General features: G+C 61.8%; 12 protein-coding genes. 5 read left to right on the top strand and 7 right to left on the bottom strand.

What is annotated here, in order from left to right:
* The 3 genes from ACW9IB_RS03065 to ACW9IB_RS03055 form a co-directional block, all read left to right on the top strand.
* A partial coding sequence (locus ACW9IB_RS03065; protein ID WP_457412267.1) for an RHS repeat-associated core domain-containing protein occupies positions 1–913 on the top strand: 913 nt, incomplete at its 5' end.
* Positions 910–1,341 carry an Imm50 family immunity protein gene (locus tag ACW9IB_RS03060; protein WP_457412265.1) on the top strand — a complete coding sequence of 144 codons (432 nt, stop codon included), beginning with the start codon at positions 910–912 and terminating at the stop codon, positions 1,339–1,341. The genes ACW9IB_RS03065 and ACW9IB_RS03060, both read left to right, overlap by 4 nt.
* A 142-nt stretch (positions 1,342–1,483) precedes the next feature.
* Positions 1,484–1,849: a terminase gene (locus ACW9IB_RS03055; protein ID WP_457412262.1), complete on the top strand. Its 366-nt coding sequence runs from the start codon at positions 1,484–1,486 to the stop codon at positions 1,847–1,849.
* A 3-nt stretch (positions 1,850–1,852) separates the two neighbouring features.
* Here the strand turns inward: ACW9IB_RS03055 and ACW9IB_RS03050 are convergent, their stop codons facing one another.
* The 3 genes from ACW9IB_RS03050 to ACW9IB_RS03040 all read right to left on the bottom strand — a co-directional run bounded on the left by ACW9IB_RS03050 (position 1,853) and on the right by ACW9IB_RS03040 (position 3,823).
* On the bottom strand, positions 1,853–2,650 hold the full coding sequence (locus tag ACW9IB_RS03050; protein ID WP_457412261.1) for an acyl-CoA thioesterase: 798 nt from the start codon (positions 2,648–2,650) through the stop codon (positions 1,853–1,855).
* Between the two features lie 89 nt (positions 2,651–2,739).
* A complete protein-coding gene (locus ACW9IB_RS03045; protein WP_457412260.1) occupies positions 2,740–3,501 on the bottom strand; it encodes a CHAD domain-containing protein in 762 nt (253 codons plus the stop codon).
* A gap of 43 nt (positions 3,502–3,544) precedes the next feature.
* Positions 3,545–3,823: a hypothetical protein gene (locus ACW9IB_RS03040; protein ID WP_058412909.1), complete on the bottom strand. Its 279-nt coding sequence runs from the start codon at positions 3,821–3,823 to the stop codon at positions 3,545–3,547.
* Positions 3,824–3,825: 2 nt separating this feature from the next.
* Here ACW9IB_RS03040 and ACW9IB_RS03035 point away from each other — a divergent pair, with 2 nt between their 5' ends.
* Together ACW9IB_RS03035 and ACW9IB_RS03030 are read left to right on the top strand one after the other, a co-directional pair.
* Positions 3,826–3,984, top strand: coding sequence for a hypothetical protein (locus tag ACW9IB_RS03035; RefSeq protein WP_457364493.1), 159 nt, complete (start codon positions 3,826–3,828; stop codon positions 3,982–3,984).
* A 57-nt stretch (positions 3,985–4,041) separates the two neighbouring features.
* Complete coding sequence (locus ACW9IB_RS03030; protein ID WP_457364494.1) at positions 4,042–5,079, top strand: patatin-like phospholipase family protein; 1,038 nt, start codon at positions 4,042–4,044, stop codon at positions 5,077–5,079.
* A 69-nt stretch (positions 5,080–5,148) separates the two neighbouring features.
* On the opposite strand, the gene ACW9IB_RS03025 is transcribed toward ACW9IB_RS03030, so the two are convergent.
* The 4 genes from ACW9IB_RS03025 to kdpB form a co-directional block, all read right to left on the bottom strand.
* Positions 5,149–5,838 carry a response regulator gene (locus ACW9IB_RS03025; protein ID WP_457412258.1) on the bottom strand — a complete coding sequence of 230 codons (690 nt, stop codon included), beginning with the start codon at positions 5,836–5,838 and terminating at the stop codon, positions 5,149–5,151.
* Positions 5,839–5,875: 37 nt separating this feature from the next.
* Positions 5,876–8,527, bottom strand: coding sequence for a DUF4118 domain-containing protein (locus tag ACW9IB_RS03020; RefSeq protein ID WP_457364496.1), 2,652 nt, complete (start codon positions 8,525–8,527; stop codon positions 5,876–5,878).
* 130 nt (positions 8,528–8,657) lie between these two features.
* Positions 8,658–9,203, bottom strand: a complete 546-nt coding sequence (kdpC, locus tag ACW9IB_RS03015; protein ID WP_457364497.1) for a potassium-transporting ATPase subunit KdpC — start codon at positions 9,201–9,203, stop codon at positions 8,658–8,660.
* A 99-nt stretch (positions 9,204–9,302) separates the two neighbouring features.
* Entirely contained in the window at positions 9,303–11,360 is a 2,058-nt protein-coding gene (gene kdpB, locus ACW9IB_RS03010; RefSeq protein WP_457412256.1) for a potassium-transporting ATPase subunit KdpB, read from the bottom strand.
* Positions 11,361–11,365 lie beyond the last annotated feature (5 nt).

The raw sequence follows: 11,365 nt of genomic DNA, 5'->3' as shown, positions 1-11,365 counted from the left end.
CATCAGCAAAACCGTCGACGGCGTTACCACGGAGTTTTTTTGGCAAGGCAACAAGTTGATTGCCGAGCATCACAAGGATCGGCATCGCAGTTATCTGTATGAGCCGGATAGTTTTCGTCCGCTCGCCCTGCTGGAAGGCTTCGGGCCCAAAGACACAAAACCCTACCACTACCAACTCGACCACCTGGGTACACCCCAGGAACTCACCGCCCCCACCGGCGAAATCGTGTGGTCCGCACACTACCGCGCCTACGGTGAAATCGCCCGACTCGACGCGGGAAAAATCGACAACCCGTTGCGCTTTCAGGGGCAGTACTTCGATCAGGAAAGCGGGCTGCACTACAACCGGCATCGCTACTACAATCCGGATCTGGGACGCTACCTGACGCCGGATCCGGTGAAGTTGGCGGGTGGGATCAATACCTACCGGTACGTGCCCAATCCTACGGGGTGGGTGGATCCGTTAGGGTTAAGTGCCAATTGTCCGGGCCAAGGAAAGCAAAACCCACTTTGTGCTGCAAACGCTGAACCCGATATTCCTGATGTGTCTCGTAAGGGGGCATTCCGCGAGGCAAAAAGAGATGCCAACATACCTATGTCGCAACAACCTGATGTCTTCACAAACGCGCACTCTGGCATAAAAAAACAATACATGACGATAAAAATGTCGGATATAAATGAAAAAGCAATTTTAGACAGTTCAGGAAAACCGATTCGCACGCGGGTCTACCAATTTACGAGAGCCGATGGCTCTAAAGTATTAATACAAGACCATTCAGCCGGGCATAAATTTGGCGATCAGAACAATGCAGGCGATCAGGGAGCTCACTTCAACCTACGCCCAATTGATACGCCGCGAACCGGCAAAGTTCCCGGGGCGAGAGAGCACTATTTATTCAAGGACAAAAAATGAAATATTGGAATGACCTCGATGAAACTATTTTCTTCAATAAATTATTCAGTACGCCTATTGAAATTGGAAAAATTTATATACATTCGCTGGAGATAAAAAACGATCAATCATCTCTCAGCATCGGGTTTGATATACCAGACTTCCCGGACTTTTTACCTGAAAAATGGGAGAACAAGGGATACAACACCTGCAGGATTGGGCTAACCTGCCATGAAATAAATAGCTTGCAGATAATCAACCTTCCACGACGAGAGGTTTTCACAGCAAAAATAATGCAAGAAAATGGACATTATCTTTTCAGCGCAACATCAAAAAATGCCTCTATTGAATTCAAAGTAAAGTGGCTATCAATGGACGGCCCATCCGTTTATATAAACTGCCCCGAACCAGACGACCATGATTGGTCAGACAGGCCATCATGTGGATGACCACGACTGTGTCATTTGGGCTTGAGGATGATTAAGCAAAATCACCTTCTATGCCCCCCATAGCCAGCCCCAATTCGCCCCTCCACCCAACCCCACCTAAACTCTCTCCATATCGTTTTCAACGGACAGAGGATCCACCACCATGGGCAAACGTCATCCCAATCTCCCCGCCTGGCAATGGCGTAACTACCCGCAGAACCACCAACACCCGACCAACCTGGCGTTGCACCTGATCGCCGTGCCGCTGTTCATCATTGGGTTTCTGTTGATTGTGTCGGGCGTGTTCAGCCTGAGCCTGGCCAGTTTCGCTGTTGGCGTGGTCGGCATCCTGGCCGGCCTGGCCTTGCAGCGTCATGGTCATGGCCTTGAGGCCGAGGCCAGTGAGCCATTCAGTGATCGCGCGGACGCCATCCAACGTCTGGTGGTGGAACAGTTCGTGACGTTTCCGCGCTTTGTGCTGACCGGTGGCTGGTGGCGGGCCTGGCGGCAGCGTCACCGTCGACGCTGAGGGTCAGGCAAACACCACGACCGTCTGGCGGCTGATGGCAATCAAGTCGCCCGTCGGACTCCACAAGGCAGCGGCGACATGGCCGTAGCCGTCGCGGGCGTGTTCGATATGGGCGTAGTACTGACACCAGTCGAGAGTGGTCAGGGCCTGCAACGGCTGGAGGAATTCGATGGTCCAGGTCAGGGTGCTGCCGGGTGCGGGCTTCTTCAGATGCGGGAGCAACGCCGGTGGCCAGGCATCGACCAGTGCGAGGAGATAGGACTCGGTCAGCGTCGCTTCCTGCACATCTCCACGCAAACGAACCCAGCCGCCCATATCGCGGGATGTGTTACCGCTGAACGGCATGCCGCCGACACTCCAGCGCATCGCCACATGCTTCATGAACTCAGGGGTAACGCCCTTGATATAGGGCAGTTCCTGGCACTCATCCCAATGCTTGAACACCGGCGCTGGCTCGCTCGCCACGTCGATCTGCGACTCTCGGGCCGAGCCGAAACTGGCTTGCACCAAGGTCGCCACTTCCCCGTTCTGCACGACCCGGCCCAGTAACTGGCTCACAGCCTTGCCCTCGCGCAACACTTCCACTTGATAACTGGCAGGCACATCGGGCGTCACCGGTCCCACGAAGGTGACGGCCAGCGAGCGCAATGGCCGGTCAGCCGGTACCTGGGCGCGCAGGGCTTCGTATTGCAAGGCGGCGACCAGGCCGCCAAAGGTCGCGCGACCCTGGCCCCATTCTGCGGGGATGGTGACGTCCAACGGGTTGCGGCGGGCAGCGTCGAGCAGTTCACTAAAGCGCATGGCGATCTCACATCAAGCATCCGATGAGAGGATCTTAGCCATCATGCCAGGAAGGTGCAGCGCCCATTCCGGCCAAAAGCCGGACCCGTCTAGAAACAATCGGCGCTGAGTTTGTCGAGTACCCGATCCGCCTCGACCTGCGCCTTGGCCATAGTGCGGTGCCACACCGCAACGCAGGGCTGCAAATCCGCTTGGTGCCCGGCCTGGGCCAACCACTGCCAGCAATCATGCCAATCCCCCAGAGCAGCCTGAGCGCCTTTGAGACGGGAAACGGCCTTGGCCGGCAGCTTGTCCAGTTCAGGGTAGGCTTCGGCGGCGTAGCGTACGCGCTTGATCAACAAACGCAGGCGGTGGCGATCATGATCGGGGTCTTGCAGGGCCTCACCGAGGGTCTTCCATTGTTTGGTCAGGCGCTTCTCGATGCGCGGGCGCAGGCCCTTGAGCAACTTCTGGTGCTCGGAAGCCCGAATGAAGCGCGGGAACGCATCGATGATCAACAACAGGTGCGAAAGCGCCTGGCTCTGCGCCACCTGCCGATAGGCCTCGGGTTGCAGGCGCAGGCGCCGATCTGCAGCCGCGTGGTAACCCTGGCGGTGCAAATACGCTGCCAGAACTTCGCGATCGCGCAGCGGCGTGGTCAGTTGGCCGACCGCACTGGCCGCCACTTCCAGCTGTTCCACCCCCGGCAACCCGCGCAAAGGACGCAACAAGCTGCGCAGGCGGCGCACGGTGGTGCGCAGGTCATGCAGAGCTTCATCGTCGGTGACGGCAGCGAGGCGCGCCTGGCAACTCAGTAACCCTACTTCCAGGCCAATGACCTGAGCGACTAACTGATCGACCAATGCTGACATCCTGCCCTCACTTTCCAATGAATAATCCTGACGGCGCTACGGATCAACGCCCGGCGCGCGACTCACGGATATAGAACCGCGCTTTCTCGGCCTTGTTGGAACAGCCTTCAAACGCCTCGAACTGCTGCTGGGTCTTGGCGCCGGTCAACAGCGACAGGGCCTTGGAGTAGCTGACAGTTCCGGCAAACCCTTCGGCCTTGGCCAGGTCCAGTTCATGCCACGCCGCGTCCAGTTGTGTACCACAGCTGTCGCGGTAGGCGGTTTTCCCGGCGCAACCGGCCAAGGCCAACATGATCACAGGCACACACATCCAGGCTTTCATCGATGACACCTCAAGGTAAAGAAAAACAGTCGTACGGTGTAGACGTTGCCTACAAGGAAAAGTGCCTTGTCAGTCAGCCTGAAATCAAACTCGCCTATCGCCAAAGCATACCTGAGCGCGGCGGCTATTCTGGAAAAAAATGGCAGGCCCACGAAGATTGAATCCGCCCACCCAATGGGTGCATTGTGGGCACTGGCCTGGGGGGGAGGACATCGACCATGAAAAAACGTGTTGCCTTGGTGCTGGGCTCCGGTGGCGCGCGCGGTTACGCCCACATCGGGGTGATCGAGGAAATCGAGCGGCGGGGCTACGACATCGCCTGTATCGCCGGCTGTTCCATGGGCGCGGTGGTGGGCGGGATCTATGCCGCCGGCAAGCTCGATGACTACCGCAACTGGATCGAAAGCCTCGACTACCTCGACGTTCTGCGCCTGGTGGACGTGAGTTTTCGCCTCGGGGCGATCAGAGGTGAAAAAGTCTTCGGGCAAATCCGCAAGATCGTCGGCGAGATCAATATCGAGGAACTGCGCATTCCTTATACGGCAGTGGCCACCGACCTCACCAACCAGCAGGAAATCTGGTTTCAGGAAGGCTGCCTGCACCAGGCCATGCGCGCCTCGGCGGCGATTCCCAGCTTGTTCACTCCGGTGATGCAAGGCAACCGCATGCTGGTGGACGGCGGCTTGCTCAACCCGTTGCCGATCGTGCCGGTGGTGTCGAGCCATTGTGACCTGATCATCGCGGTCAACCTCAATGCCACCAACCAGAAACACTACCGGTTGCCGGTGATCCAACGCCCGCCAGCGTTCAAGAGTCGCTTCAACAGCCTGGCGAAATCCCTGGGTTCACACTTGCCCTTCCGCCGCAAGCAGGCCGAGCAGCTATTGAAGCTCGAACAGGAAGCCTTGCAGGCCGAAGCGGCGGAGATCAACCCGTGGCTGGAGTCGGCCGAACCTGAATCCCAGCAACCTGCCGCAGCACCGGAAACGGAAGGCGCGCCAAAGTCGGCCACCGGCTCTTTCATTATCGATAACGTCGGCCCGGCGTCATTGCTTGACCTGATCAACCAGAGCTTCGAAGTGATGCAGACCTCGCTCGCGCAGTACAAGATCGCGGGTTACCCGCCGGACGTACTGATCAACGTGCCGAAGCGGGTGTGCCGGTTTTTCGAGTTCTACAAGGCGCCGGAGTTGATCGCGCTGGGCCGGGAGATTGCCAGCGATACGCTGGATCGGTATGAGAGTGAGCAGCGCTGAGATAGAGGGTGTTGCTGATGGCCTCTTCGCGGGCAAGCCCGCGAAGAGGCCCGGCCAGACGCCTACACTCTAAGCATTCAACAACCGATACCCCACTCCCGCCTCGGTCACGATGAACCGCGGCTGGGTCGGATCATCTGCCAGTTTCTGCCGCAGGTGGCCCACGACAATGCGCAGGTAGTGACTGTCCTCGGTATGGGTCGGCCCCCAGATATCCTTGAGCAGTTGCTGCTGGGTGATCACCCGTCCCGGATGCCGCGCCAATTGCGCCAGCACCGCATATTCCTTGCGGGTCAGGGCCACTTCGGCACCGTCCAGCAGCACACGGCGATACGCCAGGTCCACCGTCAACGGGCCGAAACGCAACGCAGCTTCCTGGGCCTCCCCCGCCGGCGCCTGGCGCAGCAATGCGCGCACCCGGGCCAGGAATTCCTGGATACCAAAAGGCTTGGTCACGTAGTCATTGGCCCCACCGTCGAGGGCCTCGACTTTCTGCCCTTCGCTGGCGCGCACCGACAGCACCAGCACCGGCACCGTCGACCATTCGCGAAACTCGCGCAGTACCTGCTGGCCGTCCATATCCGGCAGCCCGAGGTCAAGCACCAGCAAATCCGGCTTGTTCAACGCCGCCTGGGCCAGGCCCTCGTTACCGGTGCCCGCCTCGATCACTTTGTAGCCCTGGGAAGCCAGGCTGATGCGCAGGAATTTGCGGATCTGCGGTTCATCATCGATGACCAAAATCGTTGCGGTCTGGCTCATGGTGTTTAATCAAAATCCGTGAAGAAAACAGGGTAGCTCATGCCTCGCGCTCCAGGCCAGGCTGTGTCGGCAACGGCAGGAACAAGGTGATACAGGTGCCACGTCCGTCAAGGCCATCGGTCACGCTGATGTGTCCACCATGGGCGCCGACCATGCCCTGGCAGATCGCCAGGCCGAGGCCCGTGCCCTGCCCGCCGCGATCGCCTCGCGCGGCGGTGTAGAACATGTCGAAAATCTTCGCGCGCTCGTCTTCCGGAATGCCCGGGCCTTCATCGGCCACGGCGAAGAACAGCTGGTTGTCCGACACTCCGGCACTCAACAGCAATCGCCCCTGGGGTGGCGAAAAGCGTGCAGCGTTTTCCAGCACATTGACCAGCGCCTGCTCGATCAAGGCGGCATGCACGTACAACAATGGCAATTCAGGCGGCAACTGCGTGCTGACCTGCAACGGCGCCAGCACCGCGCGCAAACGGCCCAACGCGCTGCCGACGATGTCGCCCGGCGACACCCAGTCCCGCGCAAGCTTCAGCGCTCCATGGCCCAGGCGTGTCATATCCAGCAGGTTCTGGATGTAGCGATCCAGGCGCTCGGCCTCATCGCGGGTACCTTCCAGCAGTTCGCGGCGGTCCTCCAGCGGGATCGCCTCACCCAACGCCAGCAGACTGTCGATGCTGCCGCGCATGGCCGTCAGCGGCGTGCGCAAATCATGGGAAACCGAAGCCAGCAAGGCGCTGCGCAGTTGCTCGGTTTCACCATGCAAACGCGCGGACTCCAACTCTTGCGCCAACTGCGCACGCGCCAACGCCTGCGCCAGCGGCTGACTCAAGGCTGTGAGCAAGCGCCGGCGCTGGCCGCTCAATTCCATGCCGGGCTTGGCGCTCACGCCCAGAAGCCCCAACGGTCCCTCTTCCCCCGACAACGGCCACCACCACCAGCGCCCGAACGGCAGAGTACCGGTGCCCATACCGGCCGGTTGGTCATGCTGCCAGGCCCAATCGGCAGCGGCGCGTTCGGCTTCGGTCAGGCTCAACGGGCCACCCGTCTCGACTTTCCAGCCGCCCTGGCCGTCACGGTCGACCAGGCAAAGCTCCAGGTCGCTCCAGCCTTCCAGATGATGCGCCGCCGCGCTGATCACCGCTTGCCGGTCGGTCGCCGCGGTGAGTTTGCGCGACAGGTCGAGCAGTTCGCTGGTTTCTTCCTGGGTATCGCGCAACGCTTGCAACTGGCGACGTTGACGCGCGGCGAGGTTGCCGGTGAGTGCAGCCATCAGCAGGAAGAACAGCAGGGTCAGCACGTCTTCTTCACGCTGGATGGCGAAGGAAAAGTTCGGCGGGATAAACAGGAAGTCGTAGGTCAGGAAGGACAGCGCCGCGCACACCAGCGACGGCCCCAGGCTGCTGCGCACCGCCACCAGCAAGACCGCCGCCAGAAACACCAGGGAGATATTCGGCAGTGGCAATGCACTGGACACGCCCCACGCCACGGCGGCGGCCACCAGAGTAGCGACTACCGCCAGGGCGTAATCGAACCACACCAGCCCACGCACATCCGGCAAGCGCGGCGGTGCTGGCACGTCATCACTGTCGAGCACATTGATTTCCAGGCCACGCGCGTTGCGCAACAAGCGCGCGGCCAGACCGCCGCCGAACAACCGACGGCGCCAGCGCATCCGCGACTGCCCCACCAGCACCAGGCTGGCACGACGTTCAGCGGCATGCTGGATGAGGGTCTTGGCCACCTCCCCCGCACGCAGCAGCACCACTTCCCCTCCCAAACGCTCGGCCAGTTGCTGAGCGTTTTGCAGGCGCAGACGCGATTGCTCATCCCGCGCGCGACCGTTGTCGATATGCACCAGGCTCCAGGGCAGGTGTCGACGCTGAGCCACACGGCTGGCATGACGCACCAGGCGCTCGGCCTGCGCATCACCGTCCACCCCCACCAGCAAGCGACCGCGTACCGCCGGCGCCGCCTGGCCGAGTTGTCGATACCCCTGGGCCAGGTCGTCGTCGACATGGGCGGCGGCGGTCTGCATGGCCAGTTCACGCAGCGCCATCAGGTTGGTCTGGGTGAAGAACGCCTCGATGGCCGCCCGCGCCTGTTCCGGCACGTACACCTTGCCCTCGCGCAGGCGCTCCAACAGCTCGCGGGATGGCAAGTCGATCAGCAACAGTTCATCGGCCTCTTGCAGCACCCAGTCCGGCAGAGTTTCGCGCACTTGCACACCGGTGATGCCGCGCACCTGGTCATTGAGGCTTTCCAGGTGCTGGACATTGACCGTGGTGAACACGTTGATGCCGGCGGCGAGCAGTTCCTGAATGTCCTGCCAGCGTTTTTCATGACGGCTGCCGGGGGCGTTGCTGTGGGCCAGCTCGTCCACCAGCACCAGTTTGGGCCTGGCGGCGAGCAAGCCGTCGAGGTCCATCTCTTCGAGCATCACGCCCCGGTATTCGCGGCGCAGCAGCGGTTGTTGCGGCAGGCCGCCAAGCAGGGCTTCGGTTTCGGCGCGGCCATGGGTTTCGACCACGCCTGCGATCAGCTTCACGCCCTGGCGCAGTTGGGTGTGCGCGGCCTGAAGCATGGCGTAGGTCTTGCCCACGCCCGGCGCGGCGCCGAGGAAGACTTTGAGCCGGCCACGGCCGTCCCGGGGCAGATCGGCTAACAGGGCATCGGCGCGGCCGGAGTCGCTCATGCGCGGGGTTCCTTCAGGTATTTATCGGGTGCACTTCAGGCCCCAATCGCGGGCAAGTCGCACCGCCGCTCCCACAAGGGAACGCATTCCCCTGTGGGAGCTGGCTTGCCTGCGATGGCGCCAGCATTGCCTACAACTTTTCCAGCGCCATGTTCAGCGCCAGCACATTCACCACCGGCGGGCCCACCAACGGGCTTTCGATGTGCTCATCCAGCAACCGTTGCAAGGTCGACACCGGCACATTCCGCGCCGCCGCCACCCGCGCCAGTTGATAGGCAACGGCCGCTGGTGGCAAGTGTGGATCAAGACCGCTGCCAGAGGTAGTCAACGACGCCAAAGGCACCGGCCCCTGGCCAGCCACCGCCTGTTTGCTCGCATCATCGAAGATGCGCGTCGCCAGCGCCGGGTTACTGGGGCCCAGGTTACTGGCGCTGCTGGAAACCGTCGCAAAGGCGCCGGCCGATGGGCGCGGGTGAAACCAGTTGTCGCCGCTGAAATCCTGGGCGATCAGGCTGGAACCACGCACCTTGCCACTGGCGTCGCGCACCAGGCTGCCGTTGGCCTGGTCCGGGAACGCAACTTGTGACACGCCGGTTACCACCAATGGATAGGCGACACCGGTGATCAACGTCATGAGCACCAGCAGGCTCAGGGCCGGGCGGATCATGTTGGACATTTTGAACTCCTCGATTCGTAGAGCGTACCGCTGTGATTGCAGGGGGCTGCTGTGCGGCCCGGCGCGGGCAGGCCCGCTCGCTACAGACAGCGGCTCGGGTTACACCAGGTGCAGCGCAGTCAGCAGCATGTCGATCGCCTTGATGCCCACGAACGGCACCAGGATCCCGCCCAGCCCGTAGATCAGCAGGTTGCGTCGCAGCAATGCCGCCGCACTCGCCGCTTGGACGCGCACACCGCGCAGCGCCAGCGGAATCAGCACCACGATGATCAGCGCGTTGAACACGATGGCCGAGAGGATCGCGCTCTGCGGGCTCTGCAAGTGCATCACGTTGAGCACGCCCAGTTGCGGGTAGATCGAGGCGAACAGTGCCGGCAGGATCGCGAAGTACTTGGCCACGTCGTTGGCGATGGAAAAGGTGGTCAGCGCACCACGGGTCACCAGCAACTCTTTGCCGATCTGCACCACGTCCAGCAGCTTGGTCGGGTCGCTGTCGAGGTCGACCATGTTGGCGGCTTCGCGAGCGGCCTGGGTGCCATCGTTCATCGCCATGCCGACGTCCGCCTGGGCCAGCGCCGGGGCGTCGTTGGCGCCGTCGCCGCACATCGCCACCAGGCGACCGTCGTTCTGCTCATGACGAATGCGGGCGAGTTTTTTCTCCGGCGTGGCTTCGGCCAGCACATCGTCCACACCGGCTTCGGCGGCAATCGCGGCAGCAGTCAGCGGGTTGTCGCCGGTGACCATCACGGTGCGGATGCCCAGTTTGCGCAGCTCGGCGAAACGCTCGCGGATACCGGGCTTGACCACGTCCTTAAGGTGAATCGCGCCGAGCAACTTGCCGTCGGCACACACCAGCAACGGCGTTCCACCGCTTTGGGCAATCTTGTCGATTTCCCGCGACAGTGCAGGCTGCAAGTCGCGACGCTGCTGACCGATGAACGCCAGCAGCGAATCCACCGCGCCTTTGCGGAATACGCGGCCCTGATAATCCACACCGGACAAACGGGTTTCGGCACTGAACGGCACGGCCGTCAGCTCGTCCGCGGTCGGCTCGGCCTGCGGGTGCAAGGCACGCAGGTATTCGACGATGGATTTACCTTCCGCCGTGTCATCCGCCAGGGAAGCAAACAACGCGCCTTCGGCGACTTCCTTGCCGCTGACGCCAGGCGCCGCGACCACTGCCGCACACCGACGGTTGCCGAAGGTGATGGTGCCGGTCTTGTCCAGCAGCAACACATGCACGTCCCCCGCCGCTTCCACGGCACGGCCGGACTTGGCGATGACATTGAGGCGCACCAGACGGTCCATGCCAGCGATACCGATGGCCGACAGCAAGCCGCCGATCGTGGTAGGAATCAGCGTCACCAGCAGTGCGACCAGGAACACCAGCGGCAAGCTGCCACTGGCGAAGTGGGCGAACGGCTGCAGGGTCACCACCACTAACAGGAAGATCAGGGTCAGGCCGATCAGCAGGATATCCAGCGCGACTTCGTTGGGGGTTTTCTGGCGTTTGGCGCCTTCCACCAGTGCGATCATGCGGTCGAGGGTGGACTCACCGGGGTTGGCGGTGATGCGGATCAGCAGCCAGTCCGACACCAGGCGGGTGTTGCCGGTGACAGCCGAACGGTCGCCGCCGGACTCGCGGATCACCGGTGCGGATTCACCGGTAATGGCCGCTTCGTTGACCGCCGCAATCCCTTCGATGACTTCGCCGTCACCGGGGATCATTTCCCCGGCGGCGACGCGCACCACATCACCTTTGCGCAGGCTGGTGGCCGGCACGACCTTGAAGCTGCCATCCGCCTCCTTACGGCGTGCGCTCAAGCCTTCGCTGCCGGCCTTGAGGCTGTCGGCACGCGCCTTGCCACGCCCTTCGGCCAAGGCTTCGGCGAAGTTGGCGAAGAGCACGGTGAACCACAGCCACACGGCGATCTGCACGGCGACATAGGTTGGCACGGCGGTGTCGGGCACGAAGCACAGCACGGAGGTAAGGATGGCGGTCAACTCGACCACCAGCATTACTGGCGAGCGTTGCAGTTGGCGGAGGTCCAGCTTGACGAAAGCCTGGACCAGCGCCGGGCGCCACAGCGCGGAGATGGCGGTTTTGGCAGGCTCCTGGGTGTTGGCTGGAGCTGCGTTTTTTGCAGGCATATTCATTTTCA

It is taken from the genome of Pseudomonas sp. SDO524_S393 (genome assembly GCF_054071875.1).
Note: the sequence above shows the minus strand (reverse complement) of the source record. Positions and strands in the feature narration are given on the sequence as shown.